The organism is Xanthobacter sp. SG618, assembly GCF_012932745.1.
GTDB lineage: Bacteria > Pseudomonadota > Alphaproteobacteria > Rhizobiales > Xanthobacteraceae > Xanthobacter > Xanthobacter flavus.
Map to the genome: position 1 here is coordinate 168,029 of NZ_JABBHL010000002.1, position 19,472 is coordinate 187,500.

Below are 19,472 nucleotides of genomic sequence, written 5' to 3' on the forward strand. Positions count from 1 at the left end.
TCGCCCGCGAACATGGTAGGTGTGCCCCGCCCCGGCGTTCGGGGAGGGAGGGAGTTCATGAAGCGACTTTGGACCGGCGCCTCAGCCGCAGCGCTGGTTGCAGCTGCGACGCTGTGGACCGCGACGGCCGACGCCCAGCAACCCCAGTCGACACCTCAGGCGCAGGCCCAGCCCGCGGCCGCGCCCTCCGCGCCGCCGACCTGGCCGCGCGTCTATGACCTGCCCGACAACCAGGTGCTCCAGCTCTACCAGCCGCAGATCGATGCCTGGACCGGCGACACCATGTCCGGCCGCGCCGCGGTCGCCATCGGCGCCAAGACCGGCGCGCCTACCTACGGCATGGTGAAGTTCTCCACCCGCGTCGCCATCGACAAGCCGGCGGGCCTCGTCCATTTCGCCACCTTCACCATCGAAGGCGTGCAGGTGCCCACCGAGCCGGGCAAGGCGAGCGAGATCCGCTCGGCCCTCCAGACCCGCCTGCCCCCCGACGGCATGACCATGCCGCTGGACCAGCTCCAGGCGAGCTATGCGGTCAACCAGGAACTGGCCAAGGTCCAGACCCAGCCGGTGGACAACACCCCGCCGCAGATCTTGTTCGCCGCCACCACCACCGTCCTCATCCCCATCTCCGGCGAGCCGGTGCTGCGGCCGATCAAGGGTGTCAGCGGCTTCCAGCGGGTCATCAACACCCGCCCGCTGCTGCTGAAGGACGATGCCGGCACCTATCATCTGGAAGCCGCCGGCCACTGGTACGAGACGCCCAGACTCACCGGCACCTGGATCGTCACGCCGCAGGTCTCCGATGCCCTCGCCTCCGCCGGCAAGGCCGCCATCGCCGAGACCCCGGCCGATCCGCTGCTCAACAACGAGAAGAAGCCGATCAACCCGGCCCCGGCCATCATCGCGGTCACCAAGCCGACCGAGCTGATCCAGACCGACGGCCAGCCGCAGATGCTCCCCGTGGCGGGCACCAACCTGCTCACCATGAACAATGCCGATCATGCGGTGTTCATGGAGACCACCTCCAATTCCTACTACGTCCTGATTTCGGGACGCTGGTTCAAGGCGCCCGACCTCAAGGGGCCGTGGGCCTTCGTCGCCAGCAACGCGCTGCCCAAGGACTTCTCGAAGATCTCGCCGAACGATCCGAAGGCCAACGTGCTGGTCTCGGTCGCGGGCACGCCGCAGGCGAAGGAAGCGGCCATCGCCGCCACCATCCCGCAGACGGCCACGGTGAAGCGGAGCGTTGAGCTGAAGGTCGCCTTTGAGGGCGCGCCGAAGTTCGAGCCCATCAGCGGCACCGCGCTGGCCTATGCGGTGAACACCGCGACGCCGGTGATCCGCCTCGCGCCTGACCGCTTCTATGCGGTCAACAACGGCGCCTGGTTCGTGGCGGTCGATCCGGCCGGCCCCTGGCGGGTCGCCGATGTGGTGCCGGACGTGATCTACACCATCCCGGTGTCCTCGCCGATGCACTACGTCACCTATGTCCGCATCTACGGCTCGACGCCGGATGCGGTGGTGGTGGGCTACACCCCCGGCTATATGGGCGTCGTCGTCGCGCCCGGCGGCACGGTGGTCTATGGCACCGGCTACAATTGCGTCGGCTATGCCGGCTTTGCCGACTGGTATTCCTGCCCCGTCACCTACGGCGTCGGCGCCGGCTTCGCGCTGGGCCTCGACACCGGCTTCGCCTTCGGCTTCGCCGCCGGCTGGGGCTGGGGCGCGGCGGTCTATCCCTATTGGGGTCCCTACTGGCATCCCTATGGACCTTATGGACCTTATGGACCCTACGGCCCGTGGGGCGGCCACTGGGGCTACACCAACCTGAACCAGACCAACCTCTACGGCCGCTGGGGCGGCGCCGCGACGGTGAACCACGCCTGGGGCACCACCTGGAACGGCACCGACTGGTCGGGCCGCGACTGGCACGGCACCACGGCCAACGGCACCAACTTCGCCGGCCGCTCGGGCGCCGCGTTCAATCCCTATTCCGGCAATTATGCCGCCGGCCGGGAGAACGCCCGCTACAACCCCACCACCGGAGCCCGCGGCGAAAGCCGCGCCGGGGTGGAAGGCAACGCCTATACCGGCAATGCCGCCGCCGGCCGTGAATCCACCGGCGCCAACCCCACCACCGGCACCTATCACGCCTCCCAGACCGGCGTGACCGACAAGAACGGCAACGTGAACGTCAACAGCCGCGGCGTCGCCGGCAATGCCAAGACCGGCAACGCGGTGGCCTGGGACAACGGCCATGTGGCGGTGGATCACGACGGCAACGTCTACCAGCACAACGACAATGGCAGCTGGAGCCAGCACACCACTTCGGGCTGGCAGAACACCACCCGCGACACCTCCAGCCTCGACCGCGAGGAACAGGCCCGCTCCTGGGGCAACCAGCGTGTGTCGAGCTATGGCGGCGACGGCTTCGGCGGCGACGCCTATGGCCGCGGCGACAGCTTCGGCTCCGGCGGCTTCGACCGCGACTTCGGCGGCTTCGGCGGCGGCGATCGCTTCGGCGGCGGCAGCAGCTGGGGCGGCGGAGACCGCTTTGGTGGCGGCGGCTTCGGTGGAGGCCGCGGCTTCGGCGGAGGGTTTGGCGGCGGCTTCGGCCGGCGCTGATCCGCCCCCATCGCACCAAACAGGAAAGGCCGGGCTCGCGCCCGGCCTTTTCGTTTCTGCGCCGTCTCGGATCAGGCCGCCCGGCGGGCCTCGAAGCTTTCGCCCACGAGCAGGCGCTGCACCCGGCTGGGGCGGAACTCCTCCGGCACGGCGCACAGGCCAAGGCGCACGCAGAGCCGGCCGAGGCGCGGATCCGCGGTGGCCATGGTGAAGGGAATGGCGAGGACATAGCCCGCCAGAACCGGCGCCGCCCACAGCGCCAGCACCGGCTGCACCGCCAGCAGCGCGACGAGCACCGCAAGGCCGAACACCGTCTGCGGCCAGAACGCCCGGGCCGCATGGGCAAAGTCCACCCCATGGCCGTCGCGCGCCTGCGCCCGCCAGGATGCGCGCACCCGGCCCAGCAGCAGGCGAACCATCTCCAGAGTCACAGCCATGGCGGTGATGGCGCTGAGCAGGAAGGAGAACACCAGCTCCACCGCCACCGAGCCGGCAAAGCGCAATGCGCCGCCATAGCGGGCGACGCCGCCCGTGGTCAGCAGGACGTCCGCGACACCGGCGAGCTTGGGCAGGAGCGCCATGGCCATCATGCCCCCGTAGAGCGCGAGGGCGAGGACGGTGGGATAGGCCGGCCCGGCCTCCGCCGCCGCCAGCGGCAGCAGCGCCAGAAGCGTCGGATGCGCCGGCACCGTCACGAACATCAGGATGGCCCAGACCAGCTGGAACCGGCTCATGGGCTGGAGGCTCGCGGCAAGGCCCGGTACGGTCAGCAGGCGCAGATACTGGAGATTGCCGAGACACCAGCGCAGGTCGCGGCCGACGAAATCGGTGGCGGCCGGCGGGTTCTCCTCATAGCTCTCGCTCTCCACCGGCAGCACGCGCACCTCGTAGCCGGCGCGGCGCATGAGCACCGCTTCCACCTGATCGTGGGAGAGCACGGGTCCACCGAACGGCGGGCCGCCGGGAAGCTCGGGCAGGTGGCAGGCGTCGCGGAAGGGGGCGACGCGGATCACCGCATTGTGCCCCCAGAACGGCCCGCAATCCCCCGCCCACCAGCTCGCGCCGAGGGTGTAGCTGCGCATGCCGTGGCGCATGCCGAACTGGAAGATGCGGCCGAACGCGCTCTGCGAGGGCAGTCCCACCACGAGGCTCTGGAGAATGCCGAGGCGCGGATAGGCCGCCATCAGGCGCACCATGGAGAGGATCGTGTCCGCCCCCATCAGGCTGTCGGCATCGAGCGGCAGCATGAAGTCGTAGCGCTCGCCCGCATCCGTGCAGAAGGCGCGGATGTTGCCGGCCTTGAAGCCGGCATTGTCGGCCCGGCGGCGGTAGAAGATGCGGGAAGGCCCCTCCTGCGCCCGCCACGCCGCCACCAGCGCCTCCTCGGCGGCGGCGATTTCCGGCCGCGAGGTATCGCTGAGCACATGGAAGTCGAAGGCGCCGCCGTGGCCGGACAGATCGAGATCCGCCTTCACGGCCTTCAGCCGCGCCAGCGCCCGCGAGGGGTCCTCGTTGCGCACGGTGAGCAGGATGGCGGTGCGGGCGGTGATCGGCCCTTCGGGCAGAGGCGGGGCGAGGAAGGGCGCGGCGGCCTCGACGCCCCGGCGCCGCCCGTGCAGCAAATAGAGACCCACCGCCGCATTCCAGAAGCCGATGGCATTCCAGGGCGTGATAGCCAGCGCACAGACCAGCAGCAGCCCATCCACCACCGAGAAACCGTCATGGGCGCCCAGCGCCACCATGCCGGCGAGGACGAGGGCGACCGTCGCGACATTTGCGACGAGCATGAACTGACGGCGCCGCCGGAGCGTTGAGAGCGGTTGGATCAAGGCCGGCATCAGCGTCGCCGACGCAGGTGCGTGTTTCTCGGAAAGCGTGGACAGTGGACCGGACCTTGAAGACATGCATAGCTCCCTGGGTGCCGGCGGCCCGCGGCGACGAAACCCCAAGCGTATACGAGAGCCAAAGCATGGCCGTTCATCCTGCGTCAACTTGCCACGCTTCGGTTTTTGCCCGCGCGCTCTGGTACGTGGCGCCCGGCGTGAGCGAGTTGCGACCCGGCGTGCTGCCGGCCGTGGACGAGGCGACAGCGCAGGTTCGCACCTTCTATAGCGCGGTCAGCCGCGGCACCGAGCGGCTGGTTTCGGCGGGCCTTACCGATCCCGTTCACCGCACCCGCATGCGCGCGCCGTTGCAGGAAGGCGAGTTCCCGTTTCCCGTGAAGTACGGCTATTGCGCCGTCGGCGAGGTGGAAATGGGGCCGCCCGAGTTGGTCGGCCGCCGCGTCTTCTCCCTCGCGCCCCATCAGGAGCGCTTCGTCGCGCTGCCCGAGATGCTGGCCCCGGTGCCCGACGCCGTGCCGGCGCGGCGCGCCACCCTCGCCGCCAACATGGAAACCGCCCTCAACGCGGTATGGGACGGCGGCGCCGGCCCCGGAGACCGCATCGTCGTGGTGGGCGCGGGGCTCGTCGGCCTGCTGGTCGCCTATCTGTGCTGCGGCTTGCCCGGCGCGGAGGTGACGGTGGTGGACACCGACCCCGCCCGCGCGTCTGTGGCCGCGACGTTCGGCGCGCGGTTCCTGCCCGCCGAGCCCGGCCCGGCCGATCTCGATGCCGATCTCGTCTTCCACACCTCGGGCTCCTCGGCCGGCCTCAACATCTGCCTCGCCTGCTGCGGCGACGAGGGCCGCGTGATCGAGATGAGCTGGTACGGCGACCGGCCGGTGGACGTGGCGCTGGGTGGCGGATTCCACCACAAGCGCCTCGCCATCGTCTCCTCGCAGGTGGGGGCGGTGAGCCCGGCCCGCCGCCCCCGCTGGAGCCGCCGCCGCCGCCTCCTCAAGGCGCTGGACCTCCTCGCCGACGACCATCTCGATGCGCTCATCACCGAGGAGGTCGCCTTCAATGATCTGCCGACCCGGCTGCCGCGTATCCTCGCAGCCGGAGCGGAAGGGATCGCCACCGTCGTCAGGTATGGCTGAGGCCGGACCACCGGACAGAAAGGACATTCAATGTACGCGGTAGAGGTGCGGGACCACATCATGATCGCCCATTCCTTCCGGGGCGACCTGTTCGGCCCGGCGCAGGCGCTGCACGGGGCGACCTTCGTGGTGGATGTGGCCTTCTATCGCGAGGACCTGACCGAAGAAGGCGTGGTGGTGGACATCGCCCGCGCCCATGAGGCGCTGAAGGGCGTGCTCGGCCCGCTCAACTACAAGAATCTCGACGAGGTGCCCGCCTTCGCCGGCCGCAATACCACCACCGAGGTGCTGGCCCGCCACGTGTTCGACCATATGGCCGCCGCCGCCCGCTCCGGCGATCTCGGCGCCGGGGGCGACGGCATCGTGCGCATCCGGGTGTCGCTGCACGAATCCCACGTCGCCCGCGCCTGGTACGAGGCCGACATCGGCCCTGCCGAGTGAGCGCTCCCGCGCGGCCGGCGGTGGCGCTGGTTCATCCCGGCGACATCGACACTCCCAGCGGCGGCTATGCCTATGACCGGCGCATCCTTGCCGGTCTCAAGGCGCAGGGTTTCGATGTGCTGCCGCTCTCGCTCAAGGGCGGCTTCCCCTTTCCCACGACGGACGAGATCGGGGCGGCGCTCGCCGCTCTTGCCGCGACACCGTCCGGCACCGTGCTGCTGGCGGATGGCCTCGCCCTCGGCGCCCTGCCGGGCGAGGCCCTGCGGCGGCTCGGACGGCCCGTGGTGGCGCTGGTGCATCATCCCCTCGCGCTGGAGACTGGCCTCTCGGAGGAGGTGGCGGCCCGCCTGCTGGAGAGCGAGGCCGGGGCGCTGGCCGCCGCAGCCGCCGTCATCGCCGTCAGCCCCGAAACACGGCGGATGCTGGTGGAGCGCTATGGCGTGCCGCCGGAGAAGATCACCCTCGCCTTGCCCGGCACCGCCCCCGCGGCCCGCGTGCCGGCGGACGGCCAGTCGCCCCGGCTCATCGCGGTGGGATCGCTGACGCCCCGCAAGGGCTATGGCGTGCTGCTCGACGCCCTCGACCGCCTCAGGGATCTCGAGTGGACGCTGACCATCGTCGGCAGCCCGGATTTCGAGCCTGAGACGGCGCGGGAGATCGCCGCGCGCGCGGCCGGGTTCGGCCCCCGCATCCGCCTCGCCGGCGCGCTCCATGTGGCGGCGCTGGACGAGGCCTATGCCGCCGCCGACATCTTCGTCCATCCCTCCTTCTATGAGGGCTACGGCATGGTGCTGGCCGAGGCGCTGCGGCGCGGCTTGCCCGTCATCTGCACCACCGGCGGCGCGGCGGGCGAGACCGTTCCCGACGGGGCGGGCCTCAAGGTCGCTCCTGGCGATGCGGAGGCCCTTGGCGTGGCACTGCGCGCGCTGCTCGTCGATCCCCCGCGCCGGCGGGCGATGGCCGATGCCGCCTTCGCCGCCGGCACGGCCCTGCCCGACTGGTCCGACACCGTCGCCGTGATCAGCCGGGTCCTGATGGAGGTCGCCGAGCGATGAGCGAATTCACCCCCGCCCCTGCCGCGACCTTCTCCGCCGACTGGCTCTCCTTGCGGGAGATCGCCGACCATCGCGCCCGCGCGGCAGCGCTCGAGGCGAAACTCGTCGCCCGGCTCTCTCCCCTCGCGGAGCAGCGCATCGTCGATCTCGGCGCTGGCTCCGGCTCCAATCTCCGGGCCCTCGCGCCGAAGCTCGGACCGCGCCAGCACTGGATATTGGTGGACCACGACGACACCCTTGCCGAAGCCGCCCGGACCGCCTTTCGCGCCTTCGCGGACGGCTGGCGGGAGGATGGTGGAACGCTGGTGCTCGATCTCGCGGGGAAAGAGGTGACGGTGGAATTCGCTTTGCGCGACATCGCCGCCGACCCCGCCGCGCCACTGGCGTTCCGGCCCCATCTCGTCACCGCATCGGCCTTCTACGACCTCGTGTCGGCGGACTGGTGCCGACGCTTCGGGGCAGCGTTCGCCGGCAGCGGCGTGGTGCTCCATGCGGTGCTGACCTGCGACGGCCGGGATGCGTGGTCGCCTCCTCATCCGGCGGATGCCGACATCGCGGACGCCTTCCGCGCCCATCAGGCCACCGACAAGGGCTTCGGCCCCGCCGCAGGCGCGGATGCGGCCACCGTCCTCGGCGAGGCCCTTGAAGCTGCGGGCTATGCCATCGAGACGGCAAATAGCCCCTGGCTGCTCGACACCGGCGATCGGCAGCTGATCGCCGAGCTGGCGAAAGGCACCGCACAGGCGGCGGTGGAAAGCGGTCGCGTGCCGGCCGCGATCGCCGCGGACTGGCATCGGGCGCGGGCGATGGCGCAGTGCTGCGTCATCGGCCATGTGGACCTGCTGGCCCTGCCCCGCAGCTAAATCCTCAGCTGCAGTTCGTGACCTGATTGGAGCAGATGCCGCGCCACCAGCCGCGCTTGCCATCCCGGCTCTTCGTCAGCGCCCAGTTGGCCGAGCAGGCGTAAAGGCGCTCCAGCGTGCCGTCGATGGGCAGGTTGCCGGAGGGGTCGGCCGCATCATCGCCGGGCGGGATGTCCTTCGCATCCACGCTGGGCGCCTGATGCAGGCGCATCACCGGCATCTGCGTGTTGGCATAGGCGCCGCCGGCCTTGTCCGCCGGGATCCAGCCGGCGCCCTTATAGGTCTTCGGATAGGAGCGGGGCGGTGGATCGTCATAGGGCGCGCCGGGCGGGGTGGCATTGCGGATGCGGAACCAGCCGTCCTTGTAGCCGGTGATCTCGAACTCCACGTGCCAGCTGTCGTCCTCGCCCTGTCCGGACTCGGGCGTGTGGCGCGGCGGGGCGAGGGTGCCGACCACCTTGGCCGTGGCGGAGGGCGCCGCCCGCACGGCAAGGCCCTTGCGGCTCTTGTCGATGGACCATGCCCGGATATGGCAGCGCTCGACCCCCGGCTCCGCCTTCTGCTTCGCGAGACCGGCAAGGATTTCCGCCTGATCCTCCGCGAAGGGATCGTCGCCGGCCGGGTCCTGTGGGGTGCGCAGGCGCACGGTGGCGGAGACAACCTTCCGGCCATCGCCCTCCGGCGCCAGCGTCACCTCCAGCACCTGCCCGGGCGCGAAGGCGCTGCCCGGCGTCCCGGGATCATCCGCGCCGGCGGGAAAGACGGCGATCAGCGCCGTCTGGCCGAGTTCCCCCGCGCGCAGCACGCGGCCTGCGACCAGCGTCTTCGGCAGGTGCGCCGTGGCGGCGGCGACCCAAGCGGGGTCTTCCGCACGGGCCTCGCCCGCCAGCACCGGCGCCGCGAGGGCGAGGAAAAGCAGGCGCCTCATTGGGGCGCGATGATCTTCAAGGGGGTGGTGTAGGGTTCGACCCGCAGGCTGTCATTGCCGAGAATGCTGACGCGCGCCACCGGCGCCTGCTCCAGCGCCCCGTCCGCCCCCTTGCGCACCGCATAGCGCCAGAGCGTCACCTCGCCCTTCGCCTTCAGCACACGGCCGATGGCCGTCACGTCGCTGCCGCCGAGCGCCGTCACGTCCTGCGGCGCGAGGCCGACGACGATCTCGTCCTTCACCGTGACGATCTTGAACAGCGGCGTCGTCTCCGCGCCCGAGGCCGCTCCGGCGAGGACCAGAAGGCTGCCGGCGACCAGCGACAGGGAGAACAGGCGGCGGGTGGGAGGGGTCATTGTGGCGATCCTCGGGATGGCGCACGGCGGCGCCCAAGGCCGACATTTCCCGAGGAACGGCGGATTCGCAACCGCCGCGTGCCGAAACGGCAGCAGGGCGGCAGAGTGCTACCGCACAGGCACGAAAAACCTCATTCCAGCCCGGCGATGGCCCGTGCGAAATCCCGCGCCGCGAACGGCTGGAGATCGTCCTGCCCCTCGCCCACGCCGATGAGATGGATGGGCAGCTTGTGCTTCGCCGCGATGGCCACGAGGATGCCGCCGCGCGCCGTGCCGTCGAGCTTGGTCATGACGAGGCCGGTGACGCCCGCGATGCGCGCGAAGGCCTCCACCTGCGAAAGCGCGTTCTGGCCCACGGTGGCGTCGAGCACGAGAAGCACCGCATGGGGCGCGGTGGGCTCCTGCTTCTTGATGACCCGGACGACCTTTTCCAGCTCGGCCATCAGCTCGGTGCGGTTCTGCAGCCGGCCGGCGGTGTCGATCATCAGGATGTCCGCGTTCTGGGCGCGCGCCTCGGTAATGGCGTCATGGGCGACGCCCGCCGCATCGGCGCCCTGCTCGCGGGCGATGACGGTGGCGCCGGTGCGCTGGCCCCACACCTTCAGTTGCTCGATGGCGGCGGCGCGGAAGGTGTCGCCGGCGGCCAGCACCACCTTGCGGCCCTCGGCGCGCCACTGGGAGGCGAGCTTGCCGATGGTGGTGGTCTTGCCCGATCCGTTGACGCCCACCATCAGCAGGATGAACGGCTTGTGTGCGGTGTCCAACACCAGCGGCGTGGCCACCGGAGCGAGGATGCGCTCCACCTCGGCGGCGATGAGGCTCTTGACCTCCTCGGCCGAGATCATCTTGTCGTGCCGGCCGCGCCCCACGTCCTCGACGATGCGCATGGAAGTCTCGACGCCGAGGTCGGCGCGGATCAGCACCTCCTCCAGTTCCTCCAGCGTCGCCGCATCGAGCTTGCGCTTGGAAACGAGGTCGGTGATGCCCTGGCCGAGGCTGGAAGCTGTGCGGGCAAGACCCGACGCGAGGCGGCTCCAGAAGCCCTTGCGCGGCTCCGGGGCCGGGGCTGCGGGTTCCTCCGCCGGCGGAGGGAGATCGGGCGCGGAGGATTCGGCGGTCGGCTCAGGCTCGGGCGTGACCTCGACGACGGGCTCGGGCTCCGCCTCGGCGACCGGCTGCTCCTTGATCGCGGCAACCAGCTCGGATGCGACGGGCTCGGGCGCAGGCACCTCCGCAACTTCGGCGGCAACGCTTTCGACCCGCTCCGGTGCGGGCGGTTCCGGTGCGACGTCCGAGGGAGCAGGCTCCGGCTCGATGGGAGCGGGCTCCGGCGCAACAGGCGTTTCGGCCGCCGGCTCGCCCTTCAGCCAGCCCCAGAAGCCGCGCTTCTTCTTGTCGTTTCCGCCGTCCTGCTGGCTCATGCCCGAGATCCCATGAAATGCGTCACGCCGCGATGAGCCGCGCGCCGTCGTGCCCGGCGATCCTCAGATCGGCGAGGCTGCCGCGCACGGCCGCGCCGGAGAGGCGCACCGGGGTGAAATGTTCGGTATGTCCGCGCCCGCCCGCTTCCACCAGCACCGTGCGGCGCCGGCCGACTTCGGCCGACAGGTGCCGGCGCAGCAGCCCTGCCCCGGTCTCACGCAGCCGCGCCGCGCGCTCGGTAACCAGCGCCGGGGCAAGCTGCGGCATGCGGGCCGCTGCCGTGCCCGGCCGGGCGGAATAGGGGAAGGCGTGGAGAAAAGCGAGGCCTGCCTCCTCCGCGAAGTCGCGCGTGGCGCGGGCCTGCGCCTCGGTCTCGGTGGGAAAGCCGGCGATGATGTCGGCACCCAGCACCACGTCCGGCCGCGCCTGCCGGAGCGCGGCGATGAAGGCGAGCGCTTCTGCCCGGCTGTGGCGGCGCTTCATGCGCTTCAGGATGAGGTCGTCGCCGGACTGGAGCGAGAGGTGCAGATGCGGCATCAGCCGCTCCTCCTCGGCCAGCGCGCGCATCAGCTCGGCATCCGCCTCCACTGCGTCGATGGAGGAGAGGCGCAGCCGCTTCAGCTCGGGAACGCCGGCGAGCACCGCCCGCACCAGCCGCCCGAGGGTCGGCGCGCCCGGAAGGTCGGCGCCATAGGCGGTGAGATCGACGCCGGTCAGCACCACCTCGCCATGCCCGCTTGCGACGAGCCGCGCCACCTGCGCCACCACCGCGCCCATGGGCACGCTGCGCGAGGGGCCGCGGCCGAAGGGGATGATGCAGAAGGTGCAGCGGTGGTCGCAGCCGTTCTGCACCTCGACGAAAGCGCGGGTGTGCCCCTCGAACCGGTCGGCGAGATGGGGCGTCGCCTCGCGCACGGCGGAAATGTCTTGAACCTGCACCTTCTGCTCGGCCGAGACGCCGAAATCCAGAGAAGTGCGGGCGCCCGCCCACGTCTCGGCGCTCGTCTTGGCGGCATTGCCGAGCACAAGGTCCACCTCGCCCATAGCGGAGAAGGTGGCGGGCTCGGTCTGCGCGGCGCAGCCGGTGACGATGACGCGGAGGGACGGATCACGCCGACGGGCACGGCGGATGGCCTGGCGCGCCTGCCGCACGGCTTCGGCCGTCACGGCGCAGGTGTTCACCACCAAGGCGCGATCGAGCCCTGCGGCCGTGGCGGCGCGGGCGATGCCATCGCCTTCCAGCGCGTTCAGGCGACAGCCGAAGTTGACCACCTCGACGCCTCTTTGCACGCCCGGCCCCTCCGCCATCAGGCGGCCTCCCCCAGCATGGCGGGGGTGAGGGTGCCGGCAAACTCGTGCTCCACCGGGCCGGTCATCAACACGTGGCCGTCGCTCTCACGCCATTCGATCTCCAGCGGCCCGCCGGGCAGCGTCACCGTGACGGCTCGGCCGGTGCGGCCGGTACGAACGGCGGCGACGGCGGTGGCGCAGGCGGCGGTGCCGCAGGCCCGGGTCCGGCCGGCGCCGCGCTCCCACACATGAAGCAGGATGCGGTCCGGCGCGGTGAGGCTGGCGAACGAGATGTTGGCGCGCTCGGGGAAGAGCGAATGATGCTCCAGCGCGGCGCCGAGGCCCTCGACATCCATGGCATCAGCATCGGGGACGAAGAAGATGGCGTGGGGATTGCCCATGCTCACCATCACCGCCGGCCCGAGATGCTCGAAGCCAGGCACGAGGACGGAGGCGGTGTCGCCCACATCATGGGCCAGCGGAATGTCGCGCCAGCCGAGGCGGGGGGCGCCCATGTCCACCTTCACCTGCCCGTCCGGGCGCACGGTGCAGTCAAGCAGACCCGCCTCGCTCTCGAACAAGACATGGGGCGTGCCGGTGCGCTCGGCCTCCAGCGCCGCGATGCAGCGTGTGCCGTTGCCGCAGGCGGCGGAAAGCGAGCCGTCATTGTTGAGGATACGCACGAAGGCGGCGGTGTCGGCGCGGCGCGGCGGATAGAGCACCATGGCCTGGTCGAACGGCAGCACGGAAGGCCGCGCCAGCGCCCGCGCGGCGGCGGGCGGCACTTCCACCGGATCGGCGCGCAGGTCGAGGACGAGGATCTCGTTGCCGAGACCATTCATCTTCACGAAGGGGCGGTGGCTGAGCGGGTTCACGGGCGTCCGGGGCTGTCCTGATAGGTCTTTGCCCTATATGGCGCCGTTCCGTCCATCACACCACCCCCGCGCCGCCTGCAACCCGCCGCAATGGCGCCGAACTGCGGCATGAGAACATGCTAGACAGAGTGCGTCGCGGCCCTTCGGCTCGCGGGAGGATGGACGATGACGGGCGTTTGGGGGACAAGGCTCGGACGGGCGGCGGTTGTTTTCGGGCTGATGATGGCGCTGGTGGCTCCCGCGGCGGCGCAGGCCCCGCAGAAGGGGCCGGACGCTTTGACCCCGCCGCCGGTGGTGGACCCGAAGAAGGTGGAGACGACCCCCGTCACGCCCGGCGCGCCCGCCGCATCCACCTTTGCGCCGGACGAACTGACGCTGTCGCCGGTACCGGTGCTGACGATCTCGGGCTCGTCCTCGTGGGAAGACGCCTATGACAAGTTGGTGGAGGCCGTCCGCAAGGCCGACACCGAGCTGAAGCGGCTGGGCCTGACGCAGGCCGGCCAAGTGTTCGTCATGTACAACACCAGCGACGACCGCGGGTTCGACTATGAGGTGCAGGTGCCGTTCTCGGGCACCACCACGCAGAAGCCGGCGGAGCCCATGAAGCTCGGCGGCTCCTTCGCGGGCAAGGTGTTGCGGTTCGTCCATACCGGCTCGTTCGGCGACATGGACAACACCTACGAGCAGATCGCCAACTATCTCGACGAAAAGAACGTCGAGCAGAACGACCTCTATATCGAGCGCTACCGCACCGATCTCCTGACCGCCTCCCCCGAGGCGCTGGAGATCGAAATCCTCGTGCCCCTGCCCTGAGCAGGCCTCGCAAGAAATAGAGCAACATCAAGGACACGGTGGCGCCGACAGGTCTAACCTTCGGTCAAAACGCCGCCACAAGGAGGGCCGCATGGGTGGCATATCCGTAAGAAACTGCGTCAAGGGGCGGACGGGAAACCTTTCGCGCATCGCCGTCGCGGCGGTGTTCGGCTGGTCCACCATCTACCCGGCCCTCGCCCAGACACCGCCCCCCGGGCCGCAGGGCGCCCAGGGCTATCCGCAGGGAGGGCCTCCGGCCGTCCAGCCCGGCGCCGTCCCGCCTGCGCCGCAGGGCCAGCCGTTGCCGCCGCCCCAGGCGGGCGATCAGGTGCAGCCGGCCTATTCGCTCAGCGAGCTCGAATATCTGCTCGGCCCGGTGGCGCTTTATCCGGACCCGCTGCTCGCCATCCTGTTCCCGGCAACCCTGTTCCCGGAACAGCTGGTGGAAGCCTACAACTGGATCATCGCCAATCCCGGCCCCGTCCAGGAACGCAACTTCACCGCCGTGGATGCCTTCAACTGGGATTCCTCGGTGAAGGCGCTGGTGCGCTTTCCGGACGTCATCATCCTGTTCCACGAGCATATGGAATGGGCGGAATCCCTCGGCCTCGCCTTCTCGACGCAGCCGCAGGACGTTTCCAACACCATCCAGATGCTGCGCGCCAAGGCGCAGGCGGTCGGCAATCTGCAGACGACGCCGCAGCAGGTGGTGACGACGCAGGAGGTTCCCACGAGCAGCGGCGGTGGCAGCGGCCCCGCGCGCACTATCTACATCCAGCCGGCCGATCCCGAGCGGATCTACGTGCCGGCCTACGACAGCTCGGAGGTGTTCACCACTTTCGCCACCGGTGCCCTGGCGTTCGGCGCCGGCGTGCTGGTCGGCTCCTACTGGAACAACAACTGGGGCTGGAACAACCGGCCGTGGAACTCGGTGTGGGTCGTGCCGCCGCGCTGGGTGCGACCGCCCTATTGGGGTCCGGGCTGGGGTGGCGGCAGGCCCCCGGTCTGGGGACCCGGACCGTGGCGTCCCGGCCGTCCCGGCGTGCCGCCGCCGGTCCGTCCCGGCTGGCCGGGTGGCCCTGGCGGTCCTGGCGGTCCCGGACGTCCGGGTTGGCCCGGCGGTCCGGGTGGCCCCGGCGGTCCCGGTTGGCCGGGTGGCCCTGGTGGCCCCGGCGGTCCGGGACGTCCCGGCTGGCCCGGTGGTCCTGGTGGGCCCGGTGGTCCTGGAGGCCCCGGCCGTCCCGGCTGGCCCGGTGGACCCGGAGCACCGGGTGGTCCCGGTGGACCCGGCCGTCCCGGAATGCCCGGATATCCGGGTGGACCGGGCGTCGGTCCCGGCCGTCCCGGAATGCCTCTCGTTCCCGGAGCCCCCGGCCGTCCGGGCTATCCCGGTGGTCCGGGGCGTCCCGGCACACCCGGCTATCCCGGTGGCCCCGGCGTCGGTCCCGGCCGTCCTGGAATGCCCGTTGTTCCCGGTGCCCCCGGCCGTCCCGGATATCCGGGCGGTCCGGGCATGGGACCGGGTCGCCCCGGCTATCCTGGCACGCCCGGCGTCGGACCCGGTCGTCCCGGCCGCCCCGGCATGCCCGGCAACATCCCCGGCCAGCCCGGCGCGGGTCCCGGCCGTCCCGGATATCCCGGCACACCCGGCGTCGGCCCCGGTCGCCCCGGCCGGCCGGGCATGCCCGGCAACATCCCTGGCCAGCCCGGCGCGGGTCCCGGCCGTCCTGGCTATCCCGGCACACCCGGCGTCGGACCCGGCCGTCCAGGCCGTCCCGGCCAGCCCGGTGTCCCGGGCGCTGGACCGAACCGTCCCGGCTATCCCGGTGCCGGACCGAACCGGCCCGGTTATCCGAACGCGGGCCCCAACCGGCCCAACCGACCGTCGGCACAGCCGAACCGGCCAGCCAACGTGCGGCCGCAGAACCGGCCGCAGCAGGTGCGTCCGCAGCAGCGGCCCCAGCAGATGCGGCCCCAGCAAAGGCCGCAGCAGATGCGCCCGCAACAGCGGCCCCAGCAGATGCGGCCCCAGCAACGGCCGCAGCAGATGAGGCCCCAGCAGATGCGTCCGCAGCCGCGGGCCATGCCGCAGCAGAGGGCGGCGCCGCAGAACCGCCCGCGGCCCGGCCAGCGCTGAGCCCCCGACATTCCGCCCGGCTCCGGCCGGGCGGTTTGTTTCAGCGTCGCCGAAGGCGTGGCAGAGCCCTTTCCTTCGGCGCGCGAATCTCCTTCACTGCAAGCGTTGGGCCCGCGGTTGCGCCGCGGTCGCTCGTGAGACCGGCACCATTCCGCCGGCCATCGCGGAGGGTTCAATGCCGCGACTGTTCACCGCCATCGAGATCCCCCCAGAGGTGGGGCTCGGCCTCTCCATGCTGCGGGGCGGGCTGTCCGGCGCGCGCTGGATCGACCAGGACAACTACCACGTCACCCTGCGCTTCATCGGCGACGTGGACGACGCCACCGGCCGCGACATCATGCTGATGCTGGGCCAGGTGCGCCGCCCCGCCTTCGACATCGCGCTGGACGGGCTGGACCAGTTCGGCGGCCACAAGCCGCGCGCGGTGTTCGCGGCGGTGAAGGCCAATGCGGCGCTGATGGAGCTGCAGGCCGAGCAGGAGCGCATCATGCAGCGCCTCGGCCTCGGCGCGGAACGCAACTACAAGCCCCACGTCACCCTCGCCCGGCTGCGCGACGCCTCCTCGCGGCAGGTGGCGGATTACCTTGCCGCGCGCGGCTCCTTCCGCACCCCGCCGTTCCGCGTGCCGCGCTTCGTGCTGTTCTCCTCGCGGGATTCGGTTGGCGGCGGCCCCTATCTGGTGGAAGCGGCCTACCCCCTCCTCTAGCCCCCTACCCTTGCGGCCGGCCGGGCGGTCCCCATTTCACTGCGCATGACCACGCACACGCTGAACCCCGATGATTTCGACCGGCTCTCCGGCGCCGAGCGCGACAAGGTGGCCGAAGACGAAGCCAACGTCCGCAAGGGCTTCTGGAAGAAGATGCGCGGCGCGGCCCGGCACGTTCCCTTCGCCGAAGACGCGGTGGCGAGCTATTACGCCGCCCTCGACCGCCAGACGCCGCTGCGTGTGCGGGCGACCCTGTTCGGCGCGCTCGCCTATTTCATCCTGCCGTTCGACCTGACGCCGGATCTCCTGCCCCTGATCGGCTTCGGCGACGACGCGGCGGTGCTGATGGGCGCGCTCAAGCTGCTCTCGGGCCATGTGAAGCCGGAGCATTACGAGGCGGCGCGGGCCGCCCTCGATCCCGACGGGCGGCCGACCACAGAGGACGACCGACCGGCCTGAGCTTCAGTCCGCGATGGTGAGCACCACCTTGCCCTTCACCCGGCGCCCGGAAATCTCGCCGAGGGCCTCGGCGCAGTGTTCCAGCGGGAAGGTCTTGTCCACATGCGCGGAGATGCGTCCGTCCCGCGCATAGCTCATCAATTCGGCCACCGCGTCGCGCAGCCAGCCGGGATTTGCCCGGGCATGGGTGCCGAAGGCGACGCCGCGCGCGTCGCAATTCTTAACCAGCAGCAGGTTGAGCGGGATCTTCGGGATCTCGCCTGCGGCAAAGCCCACCACCAGGAAGCGGCCGAGCGAGCCCAGCGCGCGCAGGGCCTGCTCGGCCATGTCGCCGCCCACGGGGTCGTAGACCAGGTCCAGCCCCTTCTCCCCACCGAAGGCCTTGAGCGCGGCCTTGAGGTCGCCGGAGGCGTAGTCGAAGCCTTCGTCCGCGCCGTGCTCCAGGGCGAAGCGCACCTTATCCGGCGAGGAGGCGCAGGCGATGATGCGGGCGCCGAGCACCCGGCCGAGTTCCACCGCCGCGAGGCCCACGCCGCCCGAGGCGCCGAGCACGGCGAGCCGCTCGCCCGCCTTCAGTTCGCCGCGGTCCCGGAGGGCATAGAGCGCCGTGCCATAGGTGACGATGAGGCCGGCCGCCTTCACGAGGTCGAGGTCATCCGGCACCTTGGCCAGGAACTGGGCGGGTGCCGCGACATACGCGCGCGCCGCCCCGTAGGTCTGATAGCCGCACACCCGGTCGCCCACGGCAAAGCCGGTGACGCCCTCGCCCAGCGCCGCCACATGGCCGGCATATTCCGCGCCGGGGGAGAAGGGCAGCTCGGGCTTCACCTGGTAGAGATCGCGGATGATGAGCGTGTCGAAGAAATTGAGGCCGATGGCCGCGACCTTCACCAGCACCTCGCCGGGACCGGGTTCCGGCTGCGGCAGGTCGCGAATCTCAAGGGTTTCGGGGGCACCATGGCGCGCGCACACCACCGCTTTCATGAACGCTCCTTCTCTCCCGCATGAACGGGACCGGATTACCAAAAATTAACCCAACCGGGTGGAAGCACGGGGTAAATACGCCCTTCCGCGACGGCACCGGCCCCTTACGAACCCTGCGCCTTGCGCTTCACCGAGCGGCCGGACAGTCTCGCAAAGTCCCATGGCGCAACGAATCGGGCGAATTCGCACGTCCGGCGCATTGAGCGGAGCCGAGCCTTTGGGTTAGGAAAACGCAAGACCACCCCGCCATTTTTTTGACCGCCTGCGCAGCTACCCGACAGCCGGCGGCCAGCCCGAAGTCAGTTTGCCTTAAAGGGCCCCAGCGATTTAGGAGAAGCCATGACGCTTCCTCGTGTCCATCCTGCTCTCCTGGGCATGTTCCTCGCCTGTGCCGCAGCCGCCCCGGCCGCAGCGCAGGGTCAGCCTCAGTCGAAGGCGGTGGCTCAGTTCGGCGACTGGAGCGTCTACGTCTCCACCTCCAGTCCGAAGGTCTGCTACGCCATCTCCCAGCCGAAAACCCGTTCACCCGAAGGGCTGAAGCGCGATCCGGCCTATTTCTTCATCTCCACCCGTCCCGGTGAGAACGTGAAGAACGAAGTGACCGTCACCATGGGATTCCCCCTGAAGGAGGGCTCCGACGCCACCCTCACGGTCGGCAACGCGACGCTCCAGCTCTACACGAAGGATCAAGGCGCCTGGGTGCGCAACGTGGCGGACGAATCCAAGCTCGTGGAAGCCATGAAGCGCGGCAAGGACCTCACGGTCGCGTCCACCTCCCTGCGCGGCAACGTGACCACCGACAAATATTCGCTGGTCGGCCTCGGGCAGGCCATCGATCGGGTGGCGCAGGAGTGCAAGTGAGGGACGCGGCTGAGCGAAGTCGGCTGAGCGGATGCCGCTGAGCGCGTTCAGATGATGCGGAAGGGACGGGCCAAGCCCGTCCCGGAAATCTCCGTCCCGACACTCACCGTCCCGGAAATCACCGGCCAGGCAATCACCGGCCAGGCAATCACCGGCCAGGAAGATCCAGCACGCCGTTGGGGCTGAAGCGGTCGATGATGGCCGGCAGGTGCTTGGCCAGGAGTTCCGGCAGCATCTCCGGCTGGAGGCCCAGGCCGTTCGCAATGGCGTTGAGGGGTTCGGCGCCGAGCGCGTTGACGATCTCGTCCGCGCTCACCGGCACGTTGGGGCCGGTGGAAAGCCAGCTCTCCACCTCGTGCGCAAGCCCCGCCTCGTGCAATTGCGCCAGCACGCCCTCGATGCTGCCATAAGGCGTCTTCGCCAGCGCCCCGTCGAGAATGCCGGGCAGTGCCGTGGCCATGGGGCCGTTCAGGAGCGTGTCGATGAGGGCGCCGGCACCCTCGGGCCCGGCACGGCCAAGCATGTTGGACAGCATGCCGCCCATCATCTGGTCGAACAGGCCCATCCGCGTCTCCTCCGCGCTGTTGCGCTGCACGATGCGGCGCGCCGTGCGTTGGTGTACCGGATCGCCCGGACGGTGTCGATCTGGCGCGGATCGGTCACGAACGCCTGATCGC

The 19,472-nt window shown here is 70.6% G+C and carries 18 protein-coding genes; 10 read left to right on the forward strand and 8 right to left on the reverse strand.

What is annotated here, in order from left to right:
- Positions 1–57: 57 nt before the first annotated feature.
- A complete protein-coding gene (locus tag FHT36_RS06275) occupies positions 58–2,625 on the forward strand; it encodes a carbohydrate-binding family V/XII (protein WP_210257603.1) in 2,568 nt (855 codons plus the stop codon).
- Positions 2,626–2,696: 71 nt separating this feature from the next.
- Here the strand turns inward: FHT36_RS06275 and mdoH are convergent, their stop codons facing one another.
- Positions 2,697–4,529 carry a glucans biosynthesis glucosyltransferase MdoH gene (gene mdoH / locus FHT36_RS06280; protein WP_169121666.1) on the reverse strand — a complete coding sequence of 611 codons (1,833 nt, stop codon included), beginning with the start codon at positions 4,527–4,529 and terminating at the stop codon, positions 2,697–2,699.
- Positions 4,530–4,594: 65 nt separating this feature from the next.
- Between mdoH and FHT36_RS06285 the strand changes: the two genes are divergently transcribed.
- From FHT36_RS06285 to FHT36_RS06300, 4 genes are read left to right on the forward strand one after another with little or no spacing between them, the layout of a single operon-like run.
- On the forward strand, positions 4,595–5,605 hold the full coding sequence (locus FHT36_RS06285) for a zinc-binding alcohol dehydrogenase (protein WP_210257604.1): 1,011 nt from the start codon (positions 4,595–4,597) through the stop codon (positions 5,603–5,605).
- A gap of 30 nt (positions 5,606–5,635) precedes the next feature.
- Positions 5,636–6,046: a 6-carboxytetrahydropterin synthase gene (locus tag FHT36_RS06290; RefSeq protein WP_169121667.1), complete on the forward strand. Its 411-nt coding sequence runs from the start codon at positions 5,636–5,638 to the stop codon at positions 6,044–6,046.
- A complete protein-coding gene (locus tag FHT36_RS06295) occupies positions 6,043–7,101 on the forward strand; it encodes a glycosyltransferase family 4 protein (RefSeq protein WP_348644386.1) in 1,059 nt (352 codons plus the stop codon). Before FHT36_RS06290 ends, FHT36_RS06295 begins: the two co-directional genes overlap by 4 nt.
- Complete coding sequence (locus FHT36_RS06300; protein WP_169121668.1) at positions 7,098–7,964, forward strand: SAM-dependent methyltransferase; 867 nt, start codon at positions 7,098–7,100, stop codon at positions 7,962–7,964. Before FHT36_RS06295 ends, FHT36_RS06300 begins: the two co-directional genes overlap by 4 nt.
- Positions 7,965–7,968: 4 nt before the next feature.
- On the opposite strand, the gene FHT36_RS06305 is transcribed toward FHT36_RS06300, so the two are convergent.
- The 5 genes from FHT36_RS06305 to dapF all read right to left on the reverse strand — a co-directional run bounded on the left by FHT36_RS06305 (position 7,969) and on the right by dapF (position 12,835).
- Positions 7,969–8,892, reverse strand: a complete 924-nt coding sequence (locus FHT36_RS06305; RefSeq protein WP_246702066.1) for an SH3 domain-containing protein — start codon at positions 8,890–8,892, stop codon at positions 7,969–7,971.
- Positions 8,889–9,248, reverse strand: a complete 360-nt coding sequence (locus FHT36_RS06310; protein ID WP_246702067.1) for a hypothetical protein — start codon at positions 9,246–9,248, stop codon at positions 8,889–8,891. The genes FHT36_RS06305 and FHT36_RS06310 overlap by 4 nt, the downstream gene beginning before the upstream one ends.
- 131 nt (positions 9,249–9,379) lie before the next feature.
- Positions 9,380–10,669, reverse strand: a complete 1,290-nt coding sequence (gene ftsY / locus FHT36_RS06315; protein WP_169121669.1) for a signal recognition particle-docking protein FtsY — start codon at positions 10,667–10,669, stop codon at positions 9,380–9,382.
- Positions 10,670–10,691: 22 nt separating this feature from the next.
- On the reverse strand, positions 10,692–11,978 hold the full coding sequence (gene mtaB / locus FHT36_RS06320; protein WP_169121670.1) for a tRNA (N(6)-L-threonylcarbamoyladenosine(37)-C(2))-methylthiotransferase MtaB: 1,287 nt from the start codon (positions 11,976–11,978) through the stop codon (positions 10,692–10,694).
- On the reverse strand, positions 11,978–12,835 hold the full coding sequence (dapF, locus tag FHT36_RS06325; RefSeq protein WP_169121671.1) for a diaminopimelate epimerase: 858 nt from the start codon (positions 12,833–12,835) through the stop codon (positions 11,978–11,980). Before dapF ends, mtaB begins: the two co-directional genes overlap by 1 nt.
- Before the next feature lie 165 nt (positions 12,836–13,000).
- Here dapF and FHT36_RS06330 point away from each other — a divergent pair, with 165 nt between their 5' ends.
- The 4 genes from FHT36_RS06330 to FHT36_RS06345 all read left to right on the forward strand — a co-directional run bounded on the left by FHT36_RS06330 (position 13,001) and on the right by FHT36_RS06345 (position 16,950).
- The gene (locus tag FHT36_RS06330; protein ID WP_169121672.1) at positions 13,001–13,648 is read left to right on the forward strand and encodes a GyrI-like domain-containing protein; all 648 of its coding nucleotides are present in this window, start codon (positions 13,001–13,003) and stop codon (positions 13,646–13,648) included.
- 91 nt (positions 13,649–13,739) lie between these two features.
- Positions 13,740–15,785, forward strand: coding sequence for a DUF3300 domain-containing protein (locus tag FHT36_RS24660; protein ID WP_169121673.1), 2,046 nt, complete (start codon positions 13,740–13,742; stop codon positions 15,783–15,785).
- Between the two features lie 175 nt (positions 15,786–15,960).
- Positions 15,961–16,491 carry an RNA 2',3'-cyclic phosphodiesterase gene (gene thpR, locus FHT36_RS06340; RefSeq protein ID WP_169121674.1) on the forward strand — a complete coding sequence of 177 codons (531 nt, stop codon included), beginning with the start codon at positions 15,961–15,963 and terminating at the stop codon, positions 16,489–16,491.
- 45 nt (positions 16,492–16,536) lie between these two features.
- Positions 16,537–16,950, forward strand: coding sequence for a YkvA family protein (locus FHT36_RS06345; RefSeq protein ID WP_169121675.1), 414 nt, complete (start codon positions 16,537–16,539; stop codon positions 16,948–16,950).
- A gap of 3 nt (positions 16,951–16,953) precedes the next feature.
- On the opposite strand, the gene FHT36_RS06350 is transcribed toward FHT36_RS06345, so the two are convergent.
- Entirely contained in the window at positions 16,954–17,934 is a 981-nt protein-coding gene (locus tag FHT36_RS06350; protein ID WP_169121676.1) for an NADPH:quinone oxidoreductase family protein, read from the reverse strand.
- 339 nt (positions 17,935–18,273) lie between these two features.
- Between FHT36_RS06350 and FHT36_RS06355 the strand changes: the two genes are divergently transcribed.
- Entirely contained in the window at positions 18,274–18,795 is a 522-nt protein-coding gene (locus FHT36_RS06355; protein WP_169121677.1) for an invasion associated locus B family protein, read from the forward strand.
- 148 nt (positions 18,796–18,943) lie between these two features.
- Here the strand turns inward: FHT36_RS06355 and FHT36_RS06360 are convergent, their stop codons facing one another.
- Positions 18,944–19,390 (reverse strand): YidB family protein, encoded by a 447-nt coding sequence (locus FHT36_RS06360; RefSeq protein WP_169121678.1) that lies wholly within the window; start codon positions 19,388–19,390, stop codon positions 18,944–18,946.
- Positions 19,391–19,472: the final 82 nt, after the last annotated feature.

Bases quoted from the DNA above. Each gene is read 5' to 3' on its own strand.
- FHT36_RS06275 (WP_210257603.1), top strand. From the start codon at position 58: ATGAAGCGACTTTGGACCGGCGCCTCAGCCGCAGCGCTGGTTGCAGCT.
- mdoH (WP_169121666.1), bottom strand. From the start codon at position 4,529: ATGTCTTCAAGGTCCGGTCCACTGTCCACGCTTTCCGAGAAACACGCA.
- FHT36_RS06285 (WP_210257604.1), top strand. From the start codon at position 4,595: ATGGCCGTTCATCCTGCGTCAACTTGCCACGCTTCGGTTTTTGCCCGC.
- FHT36_RS06290 (WP_169121667.1), top strand. From the start codon at position 5,636: ATGTACGCGGTAGAGGTGCGGGACCACATCATGATCGCCCATTCCTTC.
- FHT36_RS06300 (WP_169121668.1), top strand. From the start codon at position 7,098: ATGAGCGAATTCACCCCCGCCCCTGCCGCGACCTTCTCCGCCGACTGG.
- FHT36_RS06305 (WP_246702066.1), bottom strand. From the start codon at position 8,892: ATGAGGCGCCTGCTTTTCCTCGCCCTCGCGGCGCCGGTGCTGGCGGGC.
- FHT36_RS06310 (WP_246702067.1), bottom strand. From the start codon at position 9,248: ATGACCCCTCCCACCCGCCGCCTGTTCTCCCTGTCGCTGGTCGCCGGC.
- ftsY (WP_169121669.1), bottom strand. From the start codon at position 10,669: ATGAGCCAGCAGGACGGCGGAAACGACAAGAAGAAGCGCGGCTTCTGG.
- mtaB (WP_169121670.1), bottom strand. From the start codon at position 11,978: ATGGCGGAGGGGCCGGGCGTGCAAAGAGGCGTCGAGGTGGTCAACTTC.
- FHT36_RS06330 (WP_169121672.1), top strand. From the start codon at position 13,001: ATGACGGGCGTTTGGGGGACAAGGCTCGGACGGGCGGCGGTTGTTTTC.
- FHT36_RS24660 (WP_169121673.1), top strand. From the start codon at position 13,740: ATGGGTGGCATATCCGTAAGAAACTGCGTCAAGGGGCGGACGGGAAAC.
- thpR (WP_169121674.1), top strand. From the start codon at position 15,961: ATGCCGCGACTGTTCACCGCCATCGAGATCCCCCCAGAGGTGGGGCTC.
- FHT36_RS06345 (WP_169121675.1), top strand. From the start codon at position 16,537: ATGACCACGCACACGCTGAACCCCGATGATTTCGACCGGCTCTCCGGC.
- FHT36_RS06350 (WP_169121676.1), bottom strand. From the start codon at position 17,934: ATGAAAGCGGTGGTGTGCGCGCGCCATGGTGCCCCCGAAACCCTTGAG.
- FHT36_RS06355 (WP_169121677.1), top strand. From the start codon at position 18,274: ATGACGCTTCCTCGTGTCCATCCTGCTCTCCTGGGCATGTTCCTCGCC.